Genomic DNA, 19,990 nt, shown 5'->3' with positions numbered 1-19,990 from the left:
GCCGGGATGGTTACGCCCGGCGGTTTTTTCTGGAAGACGGGCCGCTTGTGCCCAGCCTTTTTTGCACGTACTCCTGCTTCAATAGCGTCAGCTTATCGTCCAGCTGGAATGGGCAGCCATTTTTGCGCAGCCGTTTGCCGAAATCCCGTTCCATCTCGATCCGCGGCAGTTCGCGAAAAGCCCCTGCTTTTGCCAGGCTCTCCCGACGCAACGAGACGTGCTCGATGTCAAACAGTGTCCACGGCGATCGGTGCCGCGCCAGCTTCGCCCCGTATTTCTCCCGAATAGCCAGCCGCTTTTGCGCGACCGGACAGGGCAAACCGATGCGAAAAGGCAAGCCGTTTACAATCTGGCTCTCTTCCAGAAGAGGGACTGATTCCCCCAGCGTATGCGGCCGCTTCACATGCGGGTATTGCTCCAGCCAGAGCTGGCACTCCGCATGCTGGGTCGCGCTGAAGCCCGGCTCATACACCGAATAAATTCGCTTCCGGTCCTGCCCGAGCAAGACCAGGTCGCGCGACTTTTCATGGGCCTGCTGATGCACGCCGATAAAGCTGCGGGGGACGATCAACTGGGCCGCGAGGAAGACGATCAGTTCGCCGCGCGCCAGTTGGACCCCTGTGTTCAGCAGGTGAGCAAGCGTTTTTTTGGCCCGAAACCGTACGTAGTTCAACGGAAAATGGGCGGTAAATTGCGACAGCTTTTCTCTCGTCGCATCCGTTGAGGCGTTGTCCAGGACGATCACCTCGAACTCTTCGAAGGCGCAGTATTGCAGGTTGAAGCCGAACAATGTGTACAGCAGCTGATCGTCAGCGTTTTTGGCAGGAATAACGACACTGGTCAGCATCGAATCTCCCCCTTTTTGTAGCATATGCAGCTCGTGCCGATTTGGGCTGGGCGTCGGTGATACGCTTGTTGCGCCGCTCGCCGTACTCGCCGTATAAGGGAAATCCGACTGATGCATGCTAAAAACGAGCATGCCTCGCTGGCAAACATACCGGCTGTGTGGATAAAGGAGGTCCAACGGATGGACAACGACCAGAAAAACAACGAGCAGACGAAGGATATTTCCCTCGATGGAACCTTGCCGCATCAGATCAGCGCGCCCGACTACAAAAAATCGTCCCGCACGATCCAGCCGCCTTTTGTCAATGAATTCGGCGTGGTGATCGGAGACAGCCAGTACGAGTCCAAAGAGTCCCCGTTGCACAACTGGAGCACAGACACCGATCCTTCGATCATGGCAGGCGACCAATGGGTGCATCCCACCAATGACATCGGCTGGAACTCCTACGAAAACAAGGAGCTGTTGGAGGACAAACCGATCAGCCATGCCCGCTTCATGCATCCGACGAAAGACGTCAGCAAAGGCAAGGATTAACCGCTTCTTGTGAAAAATGACCGCCCATTCGGAAAAGACAGGCCAACCGAATGGGCGGTTTCGGTTTGTATGTTACAATGGGCTTTGAAGAGATGGAAAGGAGCTTGCCCATGAGCATCACACTTGCGATAGAGCCTGCATTCTCTCTCGCCTACCAACGATATTCCGAGTTTCGCCCCGGAGATACGCTGCGGCTGTACGTTCGGACAAGCGGGCCCGGAACAGGCGGACTGTTTTATGCGATTGAAAAAGACGAAGCCATGCCTGGTGACGCCGTTTTCGAAGTGGAAGGCTTGCGCTTTGTGATCCGCCCCACCGATTTCTGGTATTTCGACGGCGGTCAGCTTGGCTATGATCCTACATACGGAGAGTACGGCTTTCGCTTCTCGAATCCGCGTCTTTCGGACCAGTAGAAACTTTCCCGGGCACCGTCCGTATGAATGAAAGACTGCCATGACGTAGGGGAGGAGCTTTTCATGAAAAAAAGTGGTTCGGTCCTCTTGGCCATCGGTGCCTTCCTGCTGGCCAATTTCAAATGGCTAATCGGCATCCTCAAGTTTTCCAAATTCGGCACGACCCTGTTGTCGATGGTTATCAGCGTGTGGGCGTACGCCATGTTTTACGGCTGGAAGTTCGCCGTGGCGCTCGTCTACCTGATCTTCGTCCATGAGATGGGGCACGTCATCGCTGCCAAACGCAAAGGCATTGCGACTTCGCCAGCCGTCTTCATCCCGTTTGCGGGTGCGTTTATAGCCATGAAAGACATGCCGCGCGATGCCAAGACGGAAGCCTATCTGGCCTACGGCGGACCGCTTGCCGGCATGATCGCCTTTTTGCCTGCCCTGCCGCTGTACTGGTGGACGCAGGACCCGTTCTGGGCCTTGGTCATCTACCTCGGCGCCCTGCTCAACCTGTTCAATCTGTTGCCTGTCTCCCCGCTCGATGGCGGGCGGATCGTCTCTGTGCTGTCCACGAAAATCTGGTTCTTCGGACTGGTCGGACTGGGAATCATGCTGTTTGCCAAACCGGGACCGATCATGGTGCTGATCTTCATCATCGGCCTGATTACCTGGTGGAGCCGACTGCGGGAAAGCTACCAGCATCAGATACTCCAGTACGAGCGGGAAAAAATCGCCGACTTTTTGCAGAGCATCGCGACATGGCCCGAGCTGGAATCAACCTGGGATACGCGCGTCCGCCTGAACGAAGAGGTGACCGCAATCAATCAGGCAGAGCCGGACAAAGGCTTTCTGCTCCCGTTTCTTCAAGACGACAAGCGACTGATCCGCGACCAGACGCGACTGGACAAGGTGTATCTGAACAGAAAATGGGAAGTGTTCAAGCAATGGGAGCGTGAGCCGGTCCTGTTCATCGATTCGGACCCGCTGCGCCCTGCCCCGTCCGAAGTGCTGCGCGAGGCCGAGCAAGCGGCTCGCCAGCGACTGGCGGAAGTCGAAGAACAGATGCACCGACTGACGACGTACTATGTAGCGCCTGCCGCCACGAAGTGGAAAGTGCTTGTTGCCTATCTGGGACTGGCCGCTGTCCTGTCGGCCTTCTTCGTGTACGGACAGCAGATTTTGCACGGATAACGCGCTTTTTCCCAGCGTCCGGCCTGCCCGGACTGGAAGTTTGACCATCTGTGACCTTCTGCGGCCTTCTGTGGGCGCAAAATCGTGCGCTACGAACACCTGAAGGTCGCTCTTCCCCAGCAAGGGGGCAGAAACGCCTGCTACGGTGCTATATCGCTTTTGAGAGATGTCGCCAAATCGAGTAAAATGGAAGTGTACATTCATACTATTCCAGAGAGGATGAATTTTTACTTGGACACCGTCCCGATAGTGCTCAACCTGCTGCTTGTCCTATTTCTTGTTTTTCTCAACGGCTTTTTCGTCGCCGCTGAGTTCGCCCTCGTCAAGGTGCGGCAAACGCGCCTGATGCAAATGGTGAATGAAGGAAACAAACGTGCCGTTTACGCCCAAAAAGTAACGCAAAAGCTCGATGGCTACCTGTCTGCCTGTCAGGTCGGGATTACTCTCGCCTCGCTCGGACTGGGGTGGGTCGGGGAACCGGCTATCGCCCACATGATTGTCGAACCGCTTCTTGGTTCCACAGGAATGCCGGACTATCTGATTTCTGCGATCTCTTTTGGTATTGCGTTTGCGATCATTACCTTCCTGCACATCGTTCTGGGTGAACTGGCGCCGAAATCTTTGGCCATTCAAAAAGCAGAAATGACTTCGCTGTGGGTTGCCGCGCCATTGATGTTTTTCTATAAATTGCTTTACCCGGCCATCTGGTTTTTGAACGGAACAGCCAACGCCCTGATGAAACGCTTCGGCCTCGAAGCCATTTCGGAGCATGAAGCGGCTCATACAGAAGAAGAGATTCGCATTCTCGTCAACCAGAGCCACCAAAGCGGTCATATCGATCAAACCGAGCTGGCGCTGGTGGAACATGTTTTTGACTTTTCCGAAACCCTTGCCCGGGAAGCGATGATCCCGCGCATTGATATGGTTTGTTTATATAGCACGAATACGTTTGAAGAGAACCTGGAGATCATTCGTACCCAGCGCCACACCCGTTTCCCTGTAGCGGATGAGGACAAAGACAACATCATCGGGTTCGTCCATGCGACCGATTTTTATCTCGCCGCGTTGCAGGACGGCCATGTCGAGTTGAATACGCTGCTCCGCCCGGTTCTGACTGTTCCGGAAACAATGGAGATCAGTACCGTACTGCGGCTGATGCAGAAAAAACGCTCGCAGCTCGCGATTGTCATCGACGAGTACGGCGGTACAGCCGGTCTGGTAACCATGGAAGATATCTTGGAGGAAATCGTCGGCGATATCCAGGACGAGTTCGACGAGGAAAGACCGGAGATCGAAAAGCTGGAAAACGGCCTTTCCGTATCCGGTATGCTGATGCTCTCCGACTTGAACGACCACCTTCCGTTCGAGCTGGAATCGGAGGATGTGGACACGATTGGCGGATGGCTGTACAGCCAACTGGAAGAAGATATTGCGGTGGGCGCTACGGTAGAATGGGAGAATCATTTGTTTACCGTCAAGCAGATGGACAATCACCGCGTCACGCGGGTGCTGATTACGCCGATCGAAAGCGGCGAAACCCAGCAATCGGAGGAGCTTCTGACCGTCTCCTGATTGCCTGCCCGGCGCTACTCCTAACGAAATCCCCTCACCTGATGCAAGGTGAGGGGATTTTTTTCCGGATGAACCCACGGATCAGGTCGGTTTCAGGAGGATCGGCCGTTCCCAGTCGCTTACGCCGTTGTCCTCCAGAATGCCCATCGTCACGTCGCTGACGTCGGGATCGGTCAGCAGACTGTCCCGAATGCGGTATTTGATATCGTCTGCTACCGCCAGCGTCAGGCCCGCCCGCAGCTCCACGTAGCACTCCACATGGTAAAAGCGTCCTTCCTGGACAATCCGCAACCGATTGATATCGACTACATCGGGATCGGCAAAAATGATGGCGGCGATTCGCTCCTCCACTTCCTTCGGAGCCGCCACGCCGATCAGCCCGACCATGTTGTCGTACCCGACCTTGAACGCAACCCCGACCATCAAAATGCCAATCAGGATCGTCGCGATGCCGTCCAACAGGGCAAAGGTCGTAAACTGCGTAACCAATACCGCGATCAAGGCCAATACCGCGCCTGTCGTCGCCACGATGTCCTCGTAAAAGACGAGGCGCGTAGGAGGTGCCGCCCGCCCCACATGGCGAAAAGCAGCAGGAACGATCGCCCAGCCCTTCGCGTCGACGCGGGTTTCGTGGACGATCTCTTTCATCGCTTTGACCAGCACGAAGCCGTCGACGACAATCGCCAGGAACAAAATGATAAAATTAAGCCAAAAGTGGCTGGCATGCGCCGGCTCCTTGAGCAGATGGAAGCCTTCCATGATCGTCTCGTACGCCATGATCGTCACGACGATGACCGCGACCATGCAAAACAGATTGATGACGCGGCCAAAACCGGTCGGAAACCGTGGCGTCGGCTTCTTCTCCGCCAGCACGCTGCCGAAAAAAACAAAGCCCTGGTTCACCGCATCGGCAATCGAGTGCATCGCCGACGCAAACATGGCCCCGCTGCCGCTAAACGCAGCAGCAACCCCTTTGACAATCGCCAGACCCAAATTGCCCAGGGCGGCCGTAGCCGAAGATGTGTTTCCTTTTTGTAGCGTTGCCCACAAAGAGCTCATGCCGACATGTATCCCCCTCGAAGAAAATCCTGTTCCTTGTTTACTATGCCCTGGGAAGAACCATTGCCACTTTCCACAAAAAGGAAAATGGTGCCTTTACGCCAGCAGCTTCAAGCCCGCTACCGACACGATGACCAGCCCGATGAACAGCAGGCGCAGCCCGTCTTTTGGCTCTCCGTAAAACAGCATGCCTACGAGGGCGCTTCCCACCGTGCCGATGCCCGTCCAGACCGCATACGCCGTCCCCATCGGAATCTCGCGCATCGCCACAGACAGCAGGAAAAAGCTGAGCGAAAATCCGCCAAGCAGCACCGCCCAGGAGCGCAGCGACGGTTTTCGGTTCACCTGCAAAATGCCCATGACCCCTACTACCTCAAACAGTCCGGCAACAATCAAAGCCATCCAGGTCATGCGACGTCCCCCTCCTTGTGCGCATCTCCCTCACACTCATGCGTGACCAGCTTCAACCCGATAATGCCGATGAGCAAAAGGGCAATCAGCCCTACCTTGATCCAACTGAACGGCTCCTGAAAAACGGCCATCTCGACCATCACCGTACCGGCCGTCCCCAGTCCGACAAAGACGGCGTACACCGTGCTCGTCGGCAGCCTTTTGCCCGAGTAGATCAGTGTCGCGAAGCTAACCAGGATGGCCACAATGGTCAGCAGCCACTCCCAAAAGCTGTCGGCGTGCTTCAAGCCCGCCACCCACATCACCTCAAACAAAGCAGCGATGACAACCAAAAGCCAGTTCTTTCCCACCGCCATTCCTCCTTTTGCCTATCGTTTCCCCAAGAACCGCTTGCGTGCAGCTTCATCCGAATCCTTTGCTTCCCACAACCAAAAAAAGCCGCGGGCGAATACCGTCACAGATATTCTCCCGGGCTTTTATCCCTCCGTGTACACGACCTTAGGCCGTGTGTTTTCTCTCGGTCCAGTCCGGCCAGCCTCGTGACCGCGGAACCCTAGAAAACGCCATATATGCAATTGGAACATGAGGTAACTGGCTCTTATTGTAGCAAACGGGGGACGATGTTCGCAAGGGCAGGACACGCACCCGCGAGCTGAGCTGGAGCTAGTCCAGCCTGCGCTCGGACTTTTTTCAAACACAGCTTCTTGTGCTATTCTAGCATACAGAAGGATCGTCCCCTAACGATCCGAAGAGGGAGGAGGAGAAAAACCGATGACCAGCGTCTTGTTTGTCTGCCTGGGCAATATTTGCCGCTCTCCCATGGCGGAAGCCGTTTTTCGCCACCTTGTGGAGCAGGAAGGCTTGACCGGGGAGATTTCCATTGATTCTGCGGGAATTGGCGGCTGGCATGCCGGCGAGCCGCCGCACAAAGGCACGCAAAAGGTTTTGACTGAAAAAGGCATCGCCCACGACACCTTGCGCGCCCGCCAGATCAGCCGCGATGATTTTGCCGCGTACGACTACATCGTCTGCATGGATGATGAAAATTTGGCAGCCCTCAGGCAAATGGCTCCCGCAGGCAAAAACGTGTACCGCCTGCTCGATTTCGCCCACGACGTCCCGGAGCAAAACGTAGAGGACCCTTACTACACGGGACGCTTCTCGTACGTCTACGACCTGGTGGAAGCCGGTTGCCGCGGGCTTTTGGCAGAAATCAAAAGCAAAAAGGGATAGCCCGCTTCTCTGGGCATCCCCTTTCTTTCTTGATACGGTTATACGGCCAGTGTCTTTTCCTCCCACAGCCGTCCCAGCCAGCTTACCGTATTGCCAATCAGCTTGCTGTAGCTGTCCGCAGAGGAAAACGTATGGTCCCCGCCTACAATCACTTCGGTTTCGCACGTGCCTCTTCTGCGCAAATGCAGCTCCCGCTCATAATGGAACATCGCATCGACAGGGATGACATCGTCCCGATTGCCGTGCAAAATCAGGACATCTCCTTCAAACTGCTTGGCATGGCGCAACGGTTGGCCCCCGCTCAACGACTGAAAAAACCGTCCGGAGAGCAAATAGCCGTTGTGATCCGTGCTCCCGAATACGAGCGCATCCTGGTATTCTTTTTCCCCGACAATCCGCACGATATCGTCAAACGGCTGCGCTACCGGAGCCCACAGCACCAGCGAGTGAATCCGCTTGTCCTGGCTTGCCGTCAAGACGGAAGCGGCTCCGCCAAGACTATGTCCAAGCAATGTAATCCGCTCCTGATCGACATGCTCCAGCCCTGCAACGTAATCGAGGACATCTCGCGTCTGCTTCAAAAGCACATCCAGCCCGCCCGCTCCGTAGTCGCCGTCGCTCTCGCCGCAGCCGCCATAATCGAAACGCAATACGCCAAATCCGTGAGCAGCAAGCTCTCTGGCAGCCTTTACAAACAAGCGGTTGACGCCAATCCGGCTGCCGATAAAGCCATGGCAGATCACCACCAATGGGTATTTGGAAACCGTCTTGCCGGTTTGCTGCTCCGGCTCATGCAGCGTAGCCGTCAGCGTAACGGTATCGCTTGAAATGTGCAAAGTCCGTTCCAAAGAACTCACCTCTTTTACTTGAGTATTCCGAGTAGTTTACTTTGTTATTAACTTTATTATCCCCTGTTTTCGCGAAAATGTCAAGAGCGACACGGCAGAAAGCGCCCTTTCCATAACAAAGGATAGCACCTCGGTCCGGCGCTATCCTTCTTTGGTTGCTGTGCTTATGGTTGGATACTGTTTTTCGGCGGCGAGGCCAGATCGCGCAAGATCGCTACCTCTACCCGTCTGTTTTTCGCCCGGCCTTCCGCGGTCGTATTCGGCGCGACCGGATGGTACTCGCCCATCCCTGTTGCGCTGAATTTGGTCGGGTCCAGGTTTTTGTTTTCCAGAAGCACCTTCAAAAAGTTGACGGAGCGCTTCGCGGAAAGGTCCCAGTTGGACGGGAATTCGGGGCGATGAATCGGCACGTTGTCCGTGTGTCCGGTCACGGTCACCTTCTTCGGATGAGGAACGAGCATCGCGGCCATTTCGCTCGCCAGCTTTCTCGCTTCCGGCTTCAGCACGGCGCTGCCGGAGTCAAACAAGGCGTTATCCAAAATCGTAATCAAAAGCCCTTCTTCCGTCAGCTTCGTCTGGAGCTTGTCCTGGAGCTGGTTTTGCTGAATGTAGCCCTCCAGCTGGGTTTGCAGCTTTTTCAAGTCCTCCGTCTCTTTGCGGATCGCTTCCTCCAGCTTCTTCTCTTCTTCCGTCTTCTGCCTTTCCGCTTCCTGAGCGCCTTTATGTATCGTTTGCTGCATCATGTTCGGGTCAAGCGGAACCGGGCTTGGCTGGTCCAGCACGCCCACTCCGCCGTTCAGCGCAACGTTGAAGGAGCGAACCATCTGGTCGAACTTCTTGGCGTCCATTTCGCTGGAGGCAAACAACACGATAAACAAAGCGAGCAAGAGGGTGAGCAAGTCCGCGTACGGAATCAGCCAAGACTCGTCCATATGCTCTTCATGCTGAGCATGTCTCTTTGGTCGCTTAGCCATTTACCGCCGCTCCTTCCTCCCTCTTCTCTTCCTTGATTTCTTCCTTCATCTCGACGCGCTCGTTGTACGGGATGTACACCAGGAGCTTCTGCTCAATAGCAGCCGGCGAAACACCGGCCTGGATGGAAAGAAGTCCTTCTACCATGATTTTTTTGATCTCGATTTCCTGCTTGGATTTTCGTTTCAGCTTGGTAGCAAACGGATGCCACAGCACATACCCGGTGAAAATACCGAGCAAGGTCGCCACGAACGCAGCCGCAATGGAAATCCCGAGTGCGTCGATATCGCTCAGGTTGCCAAGCGCCGCAATCAGACCGACGACCGCTCCGAGTACCCCGAGGGTCGGAGCGTAGCTGCCCGCCTGGCTGAACACAAGCGCGCCAGCCTGGTGGCGCTCCTCGATGGCGTGAATTTCCTCATTGAGCACATCGCGGACGAAATCCGGCTCGCCCCCGTCGATAATCATCTTCATGCCGTTGCGCAGAAAAGGGTCCTCGATCTCATCGGACGTGTTTTCCAGCGCGAGCAAGCCTTCGCGGCGGGCGATGGAAGCCCAGTTCATAAACTGACCGATCAATTCCCTTTTGGCAGGGAGTTTTTGCTCGCTAAAAATAACCTTGAAAAGGGCAGGAATCCTTTTGATTTCCGCCATGGGAAATGCATTGAAAAGGGCGGCGATCGTACCTACGATGATAATCATGAACGCTGCCGGATTTAGCAGGGCCGCGAGACTTGCGTGCTTCAAGACCATCCCGACCAACACTGCAACAATACCTAGTACGATACCTATCAAGGTAGACTTTTCCATCGTGACACTCCCTATTACCATAATCGAATCTATCTATATTATGGTTTCGGTTTTTTTTCCCGCTTTTGTGAGGGGTAGTTGCAGAAATTCCGCCTTCTTTCGCAAAAAACCCCCGCTCATCCGTAAAACTGCACCAGTCCGATCATGACCAAAAGACCCACGATGAACGAAAAAGTGGCGGAGCGCGCGTGCCCGTCCCCGTGGCTTTCCGGGATCAACTCCTTGTAGACGATAAACAGCATCGCGCCTGCCGCAAACGCAAGCCCGTACGGCACCAGCCCTTTGACGACAGCCGTGAGGTAATGGCCGCAAACCGCCGAGGCGATTTCCACCGCTCCCGTCATCGTCGCCAGGAAAAAAGCTTTGAAGCGGCTGACCTTTTGATTCAGCAGAAAAAGCGCGACCAGAAAACCTTCCGGCGCGTTTTGCAGGCCAATGGCAAACGCAATCAAGCCGCCAAGCCCCGGCTGCTCGCTTGAATAGCTCACCCCGACCGACAGCCCTTCCGGAATATTGTGCAAGGTAATCGCCATCAAAATCAGCACCGCCTGCGAGTCCATCGCAATATTGACCCTTGTGTGCTCCAGATCGATATGGGGAATCACGCTCTCCAGAACGGTGAGAAAAAGCGTCCCGGTGAGCACCCCCAGACAGACGACCATGAACGGGGCGTTGAACATCGCCTGCGGAATCAGGCTGAACGTCGCTGCCGCCACCATGATGCCAGCGGTAAAGGCCAGCAGAATATCCCGCCAACGGTGCGTGACCATGCGAAAAAAAAGAATGGGCAAAGCCCCGACACCCGTTGCCATCGCGGACAGAAAGCTCCCCATCAAAAGCTGTTCCATGAAAGTTCCTCCACGAGTCGTATATGTTGTCGCGCAAGATTGTCCCTCCTGTAGCTTATAAGAAAAACAGGCGAAACATGTTAAAAACTTGCCCTTGCCGGCCCCATGAAAAAAACGCCAGAAATTCTGGCGTTTCGTTACTGGCTTTCTATGTTCCCCGAGCCTGGCCCGTCTTACACTTTAAATCGGCTGATCATCTGCTGCAGCTCGTCGGCCATGTCGGAGAGGGCTGTCGCCGAAGAAGTGATCTCCTCCATGGCTGCCAGTTGCTCCTCCGTAGCGGCGGAAACGTTCTGCGTACCTTCGGCAGCGATCCCCGACACCTCGCTGACAAGCTCGATCGCTTGTACCACTTGCTCGGAGTGCGCGGATACTTCCTGAGCTGCCGCCGACACGTCCTGGATCTGGTCTGCCACCGTTGTGATCGAGCTTTGAATTTGTCCAAACGTTTCTCCCGCATGATGCACCACGAGAATGCCCTCTTGCACTTCCTTCGTTCCGGACTCCATCGCGTCCACAGCGAGCTTCGTATCCGCCTGGATGGTTTGAATCAGCTGCCCGATCTGCTGCGCCGACTGGGACGACTGCTCGGCCAGCTTGCGCACCTCGTCGGCCACGACGGCAAAGCCCCGGCCGTGCTCGCCTGCGCGCGCTGCCTCGATCGCCGCATTGAGGGCAAGCAGATTGGTCTGTTCGGCAATACCGGTAATCACTTCGATAATTTGCCCGATCGCCTGGGAGTGATTGCCCAGTCCATCGACTACCCCGGCCAGCTCGCGTATCGAATCGTGGATGGCATTCATTTGCTCGACCGCTGCCTGGATGGACTGGTTGCCGTCTCCTGCCATCGACGCCACCTGAACGACCATGCTGGACGCCTGCTGGGCGTTCACCGCAATCTGGCGTATGCCCCGGGACATGTCTTCAATGGCCTTGACTCCTTGCCCCACGCTCGTGACCTGCCGCTCCGTACCTGCCGCAACCTCCTGTACCGTAACCGCGATCTGCTCGGTCGCCCGGCTCGTCTGTTCTGCGCTTGCCATCAGTTCCTCCGCCGATGACGCTACCTGCTCGGAGGTTTCGCCAACCTGACGAATCACCCCTTTGAGGCTGTCCGTCATCGCGTTGAAGGAATTCGCCAAATCGAAAATCTCATCCCGGCTTTTGACCACCAGCCGCTCCCCGCGCAGATTTCCTTCCGCCACTTCCTTCATTTCGGCCACCAGACGCAGGACGGGACCGCGAATGCTTCTCGTCAGCCAGAAAGCCAACAGCAAGCATCCTGCGATGGAGACGGCGAGGGTGAGAAGATTGTCCCGTATGAGAGCCGCATAGAGCTGGGTACTTTCCCTGCCTGCCCGCTCCGTTCCCATTTTGTTGAACTCGATCAGGGCATCGATGTGCTTCTTGCGCTCCACGAACAGCTCGGTCGCCTTTTGCCGCACACGCTGAAGCTCCGCCAGCTCTTCCGGCGTCGCTCCGCGCTTGATGTCCAGCTTTTTGCCGAGTTCCACAAATTCCTGGTTAAAGCTCTCGTACTGCTTCATCGCTTCCTTCAAGCCTTCGAAATGTTTGCGAGCCTCTTCATTGACAATCGTTTTTTCATAGCTGGCCAGCAATCCGTCGATATAGACGAAGCTCTCTTCGATTTGTCCGGCAAAGTTGTTTTTCTCTTCCATCGATTCGGCGCTCAAGATCGTCTGATTCAGGCCATAGATCGTTTCCAGCGTCGAATTGATTTTCAGGATTTCTTCCATGCCTGGCTGCCAAACAGACTTCATTTCTTCCACTTTGCTGTTAATCTGGCTTGTCTTGTATGTACTCATGGCCCCCATATAGGCGATCACCACGAGAATCAGGGCAAACGCGCAGCCCAGTTTTTTTCCGATCGTCCATTTCATACAAACACCACTCTTCTCGACTTGATAGGATATCGCTAAAACCATATTCCCTTTTCATTTTCCAGGTAAACATGCCCGACCGAAAATGGTACGCTCACCAGTTTTATCAGAATATTTGCCAGATCGATTGCTCCTGTAAAAACGTACGCTCTATAATGAGGAAAAAGAGGGGAAGGGGTACTTTTATGCAAACCTACGAGGTCATCATTGTCGGCGCTGGCTCGATGGGAATGGCCGCCGGATACTACTTGGCCAAACGAGGCGCAAGCACGCTATTGCTTGACGCTTTTGATCCTCCGCACACGATGGGGAGCCACCACGGAGACACCCGGATTATTCGCCACGCCTACGGAGAAGGCAAGCAGTACGTGCCCTTCGCCTTGCGGGCGCAAACGCTGTGGGCCGAGCTGGAGCAGGCTTCTGGCGCGGAGCTGTTCCGCCAAACCGGCGTGCTGAGTGCAGGAGCGCACGATTGCGCCTTTTTGCAGGAGGTACGGGAGAGCGCCGCGCGTTACTCGCTTCCCCTCGAATTGCTTACGGCCCGGGAGGTGCGCGAGCGCTGGGCAGGAATCGAACTGCCCGATCACTTTTACGCCTGCCTGGAACCTGCTTCCGGCATTCTCTATTCCGAGAACGCCATTCGCGCTTATCGGGAGCTGGCCATCGCTTCGGGCGCCACGCTACTGACCAATACGCGCGTCACCAGCCTGCAAACAGTCGGCGAAGATGTGATCGTGCGCACAGATTCCGCGAGCTATCGCGGCAAACAGCTGCTCGTCTCCGCCGGAGCGTGGAGCGCCCCGCTCTTGCAGGATCTCGGCTTGTCCGTTCCGCTTGTGCCCACGCGCAAGACCGTCGCCTGGTTCGGCGCAGAGGATCGCTTGTACGGCGCAGACCGATTCCCCGCCTTCCTCTTCCATCTGGGCGATTCCATGTTCTACGGCTTCCCGAGCATCGACGGAGCCGGCGTCAAAATCGGCCGTCATGACGGGGGACAAGCCAGCCATCCTGACATGCTGGAGCGAACCTTTGGCAGCTATTTGTCGGATGAAGGCGATGTCCGCGCGTTTCTTGAGACGTACATGCCACAGGCAGCAGGGGCCTTGCGCCAGGGCAAGGTCTGCCTCTACACCATGACGCCCGACGAGCATTTTGTCATTGACCGCCATCCGGACAAGCCGCACATCGTCTTTGCCGCCGGCTTTTCCGGACACGGCTTCAAGTTCGCGAGCGCCGTAGGAGAAGCTGTCAGCCAACTGCTCCTCGACGGGTCCTCTACGCTCGATTTGTCCATGTTCTCGCTCAGCCGGTTTTCGTAAACCGCTGTCAGGCCCCATCAGGAAAAAGCCTCTCGCCATGATTTGCAGCCCGAGGCTTTTTCCTGTTCACCATTCCCAAAACAGCGAACCGATCCGAGCCGTTATCCGGCTGCCCACGTCCGCCGCCCGCTGCTCGAAGCGCACCTGCGGACGGCTGTTGTCGTACGGAAACAAATAAGCGAAGCCGGGGCGTGTCGCCTGGGGAACAAGGTACGCGGACCTGGTTGCCCCTTCCCTGCGCTGTTCATTCAAAAACGCGATCATCGACTGGGCGTCCCGAATCCCCGCTCCGTGCCCGTAGTACAGACCTCTGCCCAAATCGACCGCATTTTCTCCCTGCCATTGCGGCTTGTCGGGGTTGTGATCGGGATTGGCGAAGTACAAAATATCGCCCGGCAAAAACGTCGTCGTCCTGATTGTCTGCAAATCGAGATCCTGGTCGTAGCGCCAGTCGTACAGCAGAATGTCGGCGAACAGCCGCTCGAAGTCTTCCCTGCGGATCGACTGGAGAACGGCGTGGTACAAAATAATGACCATCGCTGTCGCGCACTCTGTCGCGTATTTTCTGCCTTCCTGAAAAATGTTGATGATTCCCTGCGAGGGCAAAACCCCCTGTCTCAGCCGAAAACCGCCCAGCTCCGTGCGTTCCCAGTAGACCGGATTGGCACGCGATCGTTCGAAGGTGGAAAACGCGATCCCGCTCGCATACAGTGCCCTTGCCGAGCGCACCAGATGATCTCGCATCTTCAGTTCGAATTGCAGCAAGGCGGCTGTCGGGTACGCGAACTCCTCTCCGCTTTCCGCCATCCGCTCCACCACTTCTCGCTGTACCTCGTTCAATCCCCACTCCATTGCCAAAGCTCCCGGATCAGCCCTTCTGCCACTGATGACGATCATAGACAACCTCCTTTGCACACACCATCCTTGGTATGTGTATGCAAGCGCCCATGTCCATGTGTACAGAAAATACCTCGTCGCGCATCCGGGGAACGCGCCGGCTTTGTTCGACGAGCAAGTCGCGCCCCTTCGTTCCAGGAAAAACAGAGGCTTTCGCCACGTCTGTGAACCCAATAAAAAAGGAGCTTGCCAAGCAGCTCCCTCCAACTAAACAGCCAGCCACGACAAAATCCATGGCAGCAGGGCGAACGCCCACACGACCGTAATCATCGCCCCGGCAATCACAGCCAGCGTCGCGCTGCTCCCTTCCGTGTCGCCGCGCTCGAACGCCTTGACCATCCCGAGCATATGCGCCCCCATGCCGTACATCAGGCCAAGCGAAACGGGATGGCGCAGCTTCATTTTTTTGATCAAGAACGGCGCCATAAAGACGCCTGCAAAGCTGGTCAGCATCCCGAACACCGCTGTCATCGCCGGCATGCCGCCGATCGCTTCCGAGACGGCAAGCGCAATCGGCAGCGTGATCGAGCGAGGAATGACGCTGATGGCGGCCTCCTTGCCCAACCCGACCAGCATGGCTGTCGATACTCCCGCGAGAATCGCAACCAGGGAGCCAGTGGCGAGACTCCACACAATCATCCGCTTGTGCGCCATCAGGATCGACCAGTTTCGGTACAGCGGCACGGCAAACGCCACCGTCACCACTCCCATCAGCTCACTGATCCACGATGTCGCTTCGCTGTAGGCAGCATAAGGAATTCCCGCGAGCAAAAGAAAGACAATCATCGCGGCTGGCGCAAGCACAGCCGGGGAAAACAAGAGGCGCGGCCGCTTTTGGTGAAGGCGCTTCGCCAGGAAGAAAAACAAAATCGTCAGGACGATGCTACACATGTTCCACAGGATCAAGCGGCTTCACCTCGCTGCGTTTGAACATTCGCTCGGCAACCGCGCCTGTCGAAATCATCACGAAGGCGCATCCGCTTGTCACGACCAGCAAAACAAGCAGTCCTTTTCCTCCGAGCAGCCACGGGTACTGCATCATGCCGACCAGGGAAGGCACGAAGAACAGAATCATTTGCGAAAACAAAAGGGTGGCTCCCGCCTCTACCCACTGGAGGCGCACCCAGCCGTTGTGCAGACAAATGAACAAAAGCAACAGCCCGATCAGGCTGCCTGGAACAGGAACAGGCAAAAGCGAAGCCATTCCTTTGCCCAGCCAGGCAAACCCGGCCAAAAGCATCACTTGCGCAAGGAGCAAGAACCATTTTTTCATCGAGACCACTCCGGTTCCTTCATGTTGGTACTTTCATTCTAAAGCGTCCCGATTGTATTCGTACAATACATAACCATCATGATGTCTATTCCATTTGGTTATGGCGATAAATGCTGCCGCACAAACTCAATGAAGGCGCGGGTCGCGTGCGACAAGTAGCCGCCCTTGCGGTAAATCAGGGCGTACTGCCAGTCAATCACGGGAGACGAGATGTTTACCGTATGCAGCTTGTCGTTGTGCAGGCGTCTCACAATCGAGCGCGGAAGCAGCGAGATGCCCAGCTCAGTCGCCACCATCTCCCCGACGAAATCCCACAGCGAGCTCATGTAAGCGACTTTTGGCTCGAAGCCGCTCCTCCTGCACGCCTGGCGGACGACGTCGTGAATCGCGTACTCCTCTGTGAACAGGATAAAGTCCTCGTCCCGCAACTCCGCCAGGTTCACTTCGTCCGCCCCTGCCAGCCAATGCTTGTGATGCACGATGGCGACGAGATCTTCCGCCACCAGGGGAACGGCTGAAAACTTTTCCGCATCCGTCGGCAACACCGTCAGTCCAAGATCAACGCTCCCCTCTTCCACCTGAATTTCCAGCAGCTTGGCACTGTACTCCTTCATTTCCATCTCAATGCCCGGATACTGCTTTTTGAACAGCGCAATCACATTCGGCAGCAAAAAAGAGCCGACTGTCGGCATCATGCCCATTTTCACGCGCCCGCGCTCGCTATTGCGGAGTTGAGCGATGGAGGAGGTCATCCCTTCCAATAGCTGCAACACTTTTGTCGCGTACCCGTACACCAGCTCGCCCGCGTCGGTCAGCTCCATTTTCCGCTCTGCGCGATCCAGCAGCACGACGCCAAGCTCCTCCTCCAGCGCTTTCATCATTTTGCTGATGGACGGCTGGGAGACGTGAAGCGTCTGGGCCGCTCTTGTAAAATTTTTTTGTTTGGCTACTTCCACAAAGTATTGCAGTTGTCGAATGTCCATCTGCTGCCTCCACCTGATCCGTTCGGTTTGCTTCTTGTCTTTTCCCCAGCTTACCACAGGTTGTCAGCCGATGAAAAAAACCACCCGATGTTCCGGATGGTTGTCCTGCTGCTACCTGTTGTTCAGATCGTACGGGGTCTCCTGGTACACGTAATAGTTCAGCCAGTTGGAGAACAACAGGTTGGCGTGCGCGCGCCAGGTGACGATCGGCTCGCGGCTCGGGTCATCGTCGGGATAGTAGTTGCGCGGCACGGCAATGTCCAATCCCTTGTTCAAATCCCGCAGGTACTCGTCCTGCAACGTGGTCGGATCGTACTCGGAATGTCCGGTCACGAAAATTTGTCGGCCATCCTTCGTCGCGACGATGTACACGCCCGCTTCCTCGGACTCGGACAAAATCTCCAGCTCCGGCACCTTCTCGATGTCCTCCCGGCGATTTTCCGTATGACGGGAATGCGGAATGTAAAAATAATTGTCGAATCCGCGAAGCAGCTTCACATTTTTTTTGTTCAACGTATGCGGGAAAATCCCGAACAGCTTTTCCGGCAGCGGATGCTTGGGCACTCCGAAGTGATGGTACAGCCCGGCCTGCGCCCCCCAGCAAATATGCAGCGTAGAGGTCACATTCGTCAGCTTCCAGTCGAGAATTTTTTTCAGCTCTGCCCAGTACGTCACCTCGGTAAATTCGAGCTGCTCGACAGGCGCGCCGGTAATCACCATGCCATCGAAGCGCTGGTCCTCGATTTCCTCAAACGTGTGATAAAACATGGACAGATGCTCCTCCGACGTGTTTTTGGAGGTATGGCTGGACATGTGCAGCAGGACGATTTCCACCTGCAGGGGCGTATTCCCCAAAAGTCGGAGCAGCTGTGTTTCCGTTTTTTCCTTCAAAGGCATCAGATTCAGGATGACGATTCTCAGCGGCCGGATGTCTTGCGTGAACGCACGGCTCTCTTTCATGACAAAAATATTTTCACGGGCCAGCACTTCCACCGCTGGCAGCTCGTCAGGCAGTTTGATTGGCATCGAGATCCCCCTTTCCCCTTCTTACACCACAGGTACACAACGATTAATCCGACAAATTCGACAAAAATACTCGCCTTCCTGCTTCGAACAGGAAGGCTTGCAAAAAACGGCGCCCCCCGGCAAAACCAGCCGGTAGCCGCTCGATTTCTGGCGGACGATTTCTCCCGCGCTATTGTGCCGCTTCTCGCGACACAGCGGGCGTTTTCCCTTTATTTTTTCATATATGCCTTCATCAGCCGGGCTTTTGTCTCCCACACTTCCTCGCTCACATGCAAGCGATAGTGCTCGGGGTTGAGGATCCGCAAATATTCCGGCCAGAACTGCTTGAGCTGCTCGCGGTGGTACTTGCGGATTTCTTCCAGCTTCGGCAGTTCATACACCAGCTCGCCGTCGACAAACACCGGGATCAGCAACGCTTCTGCCCGGTAGCGGGTCAGTTGCTTGTTCAGGTACGGATGGCCAGGGGTAAACAGATGGACCGGAGCGCCTTCGGCAATGGTCCTCTCCTCCGGGAAGCACAAATAGTCGGCAATCGCTTTGCCCGTATCGGGATCGATCAGGCGGTACATGTCCTTGATGCCGGGCGTCGTCACTTTCTCCGGGTTGGCCGAAATCTTGATGGTCGGCTGATAGACCCCGTTTGCGTCCTGGCGAGCTACCAGCTTGTACACGCCGCCGAGCGTCGGTTGATCGGCAGCCGTAATCAGCTGGGTCCCCACTCCCCAGCTGTCGACCTTGGCCCCTTGTACTTTCAGGTTGAGAATCGTATGCTCATCCAGATCGTTGGAGGCGACGATCTTCACATCGGTAAGCCCCGCCTTGTCCAGCATCTCGCGCGTCTTGGTGGACAAGTAGGCGAGGTCGCCGCTGTCGAGGCGCACCGCTGCGAGCTTTTTGCCTTCCCGCTCCAACTTTTTCCCTACGGAGATCGCATGAGGGACGCCGCTTTTCAGCGTATCGTACGTGTCCACGAGCAACGTCACCTGGTTCGGCAGCGCATCGGCAAAGCGCTGGAACGCCTCTTCCTCGTCCTCAAAGCTCTGCACCCACGAGTGCGCATGCGTTCCTTTGGTAGGGATGCCGAACATTTTTCCCGCAAGCATGTTAGAGGTCGCGTCAAACCCGGCCAAATACGCCGCTCTCGTTCCCCAGAGGGCAGCGTCCGCTTCCTGGGCCCGTCTTGTACCGAATTCCATCAGAGTGTCGTCGCCCGCCACGTTTTTGATCCGCGAAGCCTTTGTCGCGATCAGCGTCTGGTAGTTCATGTAGTTCAACAGGGCGGTTTCGATCAGCTGCGCCTCCATGATGCGGCCTTCCACGCGAATCAGCGGTTCGTTCGGGAACACCATGGTCCCTTCCTTGACGGAGTAGAGAGAGCCTTGAAAACGAAAGCGGCGCAGTTCCTCCAAAAAGCCCGGATCGTAATTCTCTTCCTGCTCGCGCAAATAGTGCAGGTCGCTCTCCTCAAAACGCAAATTTTTAATATAATGAACGATTCGCTCCAGCCCAGCGGAAACAGCGTACCCGTTGCCAAACGGCAGCTTGCGGAAATACGCTTCGAAAACCACTCTCTGGTTGTGCGTCCCGTTTACCCAATGCGCGTACATCATGTTGATCTGATATTTATCTGTGTGCAATGCCACACCAAAAGATTGCATCGTCATAAGCCTCCTGTGACTTCCTTTCCAACATCATACCAGAACCTGTTGCCAGTGCCCATCTGCGGTGGAGCTTCGGAAGAAAGATGTGATAGTATGGAAGCAGGAAAAAACCAGGCGAGCAACCGGGCGTGGAAGCAAGCCGGATCGCGTCGTCTACGCTCCCCTTATGAGTATGATGCCCATTGGAAAAACAGCAGTAACTAG

At 55.7% G+C, this 19,990-nt stretch carries 21 protein-coding genes and 1 riboswitch; of the genes, 6 read left to right on the top strand and 15 right to left on the bottom strand.

Annotated elements, in window-relative coordinates; translation table 11 throughout:
* Positions 1 to 10: 10 nt before the first annotated feature.
* Positions 11 to 847, bottom strand: a complete 837-nt coding sequence (locus ACTHO6_RS12065; RefSeq protein WP_440241809.1) for a glycosyltransferase family 2 protein — start codon at positions 845 to 847, stop codon at positions 11 to 13.
* Positions 848 to 1,027: 180 nt separating this feature from the next.
* On the opposite strand from ACTHO6_RS12065, the gene ACTHO6_RS12060 reads away from it, so the two are divergent.
* The 4 genes from ACTHO6_RS12060 to ACTHO6_RS12045 all read left to right on the top strand — a co-directional run bounded on the left by ACTHO6_RS12060 (position 1,028) and on the right by ACTHO6_RS12045 (position 4,545).
* Positions 1,028 to 1,381 carry a DUF3905 domain-containing protein gene (locus ACTHO6_RS12060; RefSeq protein WP_440241808.1) on the top strand — a complete coding sequence of 118 codons (354 nt, stop codon included), beginning with the start codon at positions 1,028 to 1,030 and terminating at the stop codon, positions 1,379 to 1,381.
* Positions 1,382 to 1,491: 110 nt separating this feature from the next.
* Entirely contained in the window at positions 1,492 to 1,794 is a 303-nt protein-coding gene (locus ACTHO6_RS12055) for an iron-sulfur cluster biosynthesis family protein (RefSeq protein ID WP_440241807.1), read from the top strand.
* Positions 1,795 to 1,857: 63 nt separating this feature from the next.
* The gene (locus tag ACTHO6_RS12050; RefSeq protein ID WP_440241806.1) at positions 1,858 to 2,973 is read left to right on the top strand and encodes a site-2 protease family protein; all 1,116 of its coding nucleotides are present in this window, start codon (positions 1,858 to 1,860) and stop codon (positions 2,971 to 2,973) included.
* 231 nt (positions 2,974 to 3,204) lie between these two features.
* The gene (locus ACTHO6_RS12045) at positions 3,205 to 4,545 is read left to right on the top strand and encodes a hemolysin family protein (RefSeq protein WP_440241805.1); all 1,341 of its coding nucleotides are present in this window, start codon (positions 3,205 to 3,207) and stop codon (positions 4,543 to 4,545) included.
* An 81-nt stretch (positions 4,546 to 4,626) separates the two neighbouring features.
* Here the strand turns inward: ACTHO6_RS12045 and ACTHO6_RS12040 are convergent, their stop codons facing one another.
* From ACTHO6_RS12040 to ACTHO6_RS12030, 3 genes are all read right to left on the bottom strand, one after another.
* Positions 4,627 to 5,604 (bottom strand): cation diffusion facilitator family transporter, encoded by a 978-nt coding sequence (locus ACTHO6_RS12040; protein ID WP_440241803.1) that lies wholly within the window; start codon positions 5,602 to 5,604, stop codon positions 4,627 to 4,629.
* A 96-nt stretch (positions 5,605 to 5,700) separates the two neighbouring features.
* Positions 5,701 to 6,015 (bottom strand): DMT family transporter, encoded by a 315-nt coding sequence (locus tag ACTHO6_RS12035; protein WP_440241802.1) that lies wholly within the window; start codon positions 6,013 to 6,015, stop codon positions 5,701 to 5,703.
* Positions 6,012 to 6,365, bottom strand: a complete 354-nt coding sequence (locus ACTHO6_RS12030) for a DMT family transporter (RefSeq protein ID WP_440241801.1) — start codon at positions 6,363 to 6,365, stop codon at positions 6,012 to 6,014. Before ACTHO6_RS12030 ends, ACTHO6_RS12035 begins: the two co-directional genes overlap by 4 nt.
* 113 nt (positions 6,366 to 6,478) lie before the next feature.
* Positions 6,479 to 6,583, bottom strand: a riboswitch (guanidine-I (ykkC/yxkD leader).
* 203 nt (positions 6,584 to 6,786) lie between these two features.
* Here ACTHO6_RS12030 and ACTHO6_RS12025 point away from each other — a divergent pair.
* Complete coding sequence (locus ACTHO6_RS12025; RefSeq protein WP_440241800.1) at positions 6,787 to 7,248, top strand: low molecular weight protein-tyrosine-phosphatase; 462 nt, start codon at positions 6,787 to 6,789, stop codon at positions 7,246 to 7,248.
* Positions 7,249 to 7,286: 38 nt separating this feature from the next.
* Here the strand turns inward: ACTHO6_RS12025 and ACTHO6_RS12020 are convergent, their stop codons facing one another.
* The 5 genes from ACTHO6_RS12020 to ACTHO6_RS12000 form a co-directional block, all read right to left on the bottom strand.
* A complete protein-coding gene (locus tag ACTHO6_RS12020) occupies positions 7,287 to 8,096 on the bottom strand; it encodes an alpha/beta hydrolase family protein (protein WP_440241798.1) in 810 nt (269 codons plus the stop codon).
* Between the two features lie 164 nt (positions 8,097 to 8,260).
* Entirely contained in the window at positions 8,261 to 9,070 is an 810-nt protein-coding gene (motB, locus tag ACTHO6_RS12015) for a flagellar motor protein MotB (protein ID WP_440241797.1), read from the bottom strand.
* Positions 9,063 to 9,878 (bottom strand): flagellar motor stator protein MotA, encoded by an 816-nt coding sequence (motA, locus tag ACTHO6_RS12010; RefSeq protein WP_440241796.1) that lies wholly within the window; start codon positions 9,876 to 9,878, stop codon positions 9,063 to 9,065. Before motA ends, motB begins: the two co-directional genes overlap by 8 nt.
* 116 nt (positions 9,879 to 9,994) lie before the next feature.
* A complete protein-coding gene (locus ACTHO6_RS12005; RefSeq protein ID WP_440241795.1) occupies positions 9,995 to 10,726 on the bottom strand; it encodes a ZIP family metal transporter in 732 nt (243 codons plus the stop codon).
* 173 nt (positions 10,727 to 10,899) lie between these two features.
* Positions 10,900 to 12,627, bottom strand: coding sequence for a methyl-accepting chemotaxis protein (locus ACTHO6_RS12000; RefSeq protein WP_440241794.1), 1,728 nt, complete (start codon positions 12,625 to 12,627; stop codon positions 10,900 to 10,902).
* A gap of 185 nt (positions 12,628 to 12,812) precedes the next feature.
* On the opposite strand from ACTHO6_RS12000, the gene solA reads away from it, so the two are divergent.
* A complete protein-coding gene (gene solA, locus ACTHO6_RS11995; protein ID WP_440241793.1) occupies positions 12,813 to 13,946 on the top strand; it encodes an N-methyl-L-tryptophan oxidase in 1,134 nt (377 codons plus the stop codon).
* A 66-nt stretch (positions 13,947 to 14,012) separates the two neighbouring features.
* On the opposite strand, the gene ACTHO6_RS11990 is transcribed toward solA, so the two are convergent.
* The 6 genes from ACTHO6_RS11990 to ACTHO6_RS11965 form a co-directional block, all read right to left on the bottom strand.
* Positions 14,013 to 14,843 carry a protein-glutamine gamma-glutamyltransferase gene (locus tag ACTHO6_RS11990; RefSeq protein ID WP_440241792.1) on the bottom strand — a complete coding sequence of 277 codons (831 nt, stop codon included), beginning with the start codon at positions 14,841 to 14,843 and terminating at the stop codon, positions 14,013 to 14,015.
* Between the two features lie 207 nt (positions 14,844 to 15,050).
* The gene (locus ACTHO6_RS11985; RefSeq protein WP_440241791.1) at positions 15,051 to 15,749 is read right to left on the bottom strand and encodes an LrgB family protein; all 699 of its coding nucleotides are present in this window, start codon (positions 15,747 to 15,749) and stop codon (positions 15,051 to 15,053) included.
* Positions 15,727 to 16,116 (bottom strand): CidA/LrgA family protein, encoded by a 390-nt coding sequence (locus tag ACTHO6_RS11980; RefSeq protein ID WP_440241790.1) that lies wholly within the window; start codon positions 16,114 to 16,116, stop codon positions 15,727 to 15,729. Before ACTHO6_RS11980 ends, ACTHO6_RS11985 begins: the two co-directional genes overlap by 23 nt.
* A 98-nt stretch (positions 16,117 to 16,214) precedes the next feature.
* Positions 16,215 to 17,099 (bottom strand): LysR family transcriptional regulator, encoded by an 885-nt coding sequence (locus tag ACTHO6_RS11975; protein WP_440241789.1) that lies wholly within the window; start codon positions 17,097 to 17,099, stop codon positions 16,215 to 16,217.
* A 111-nt stretch (positions 17,100 to 17,210) separates the two neighbouring features.
* Entirely contained in the window at positions 17,211 to 18,125 is a 915-nt protein-coding gene (metA, locus tag ACTHO6_RS11970) for a homoserine O-acetyltransferase MetA (RefSeq protein ID WP_440241788.1), read from the bottom strand.
* Between the two features lie 209 nt (positions 18,126 to 18,334).
* Positions 18,335 to 19,783: a nicotinate phosphoribosyltransferase gene (locus tag ACTHO6_RS11965; RefSeq protein WP_440241787.1), complete on the bottom strand. Its 1,449-nt coding sequence runs from the start codon at positions 19,781 to 19,783 to the stop codon at positions 18,335 to 18,337.
* Between the last annotated feature and the right edge of the window lie 207 nt (positions 19,784 to 19,990).

This window comes from Brevibacillus sp. SAFN-007a, assembly GCF_051967035.1.
Taxonomy (GTDB): domain Bacteria; phylum Bacillota; class Bacilli; order Brevibacillales; family Brevibacillaceae; genus Brevibacillus.
The sequence above is the reverse complement of the archived record's forward strand: the minus strand, read 5'-3'. Positions and strand labels throughout refer to the sequence as shown.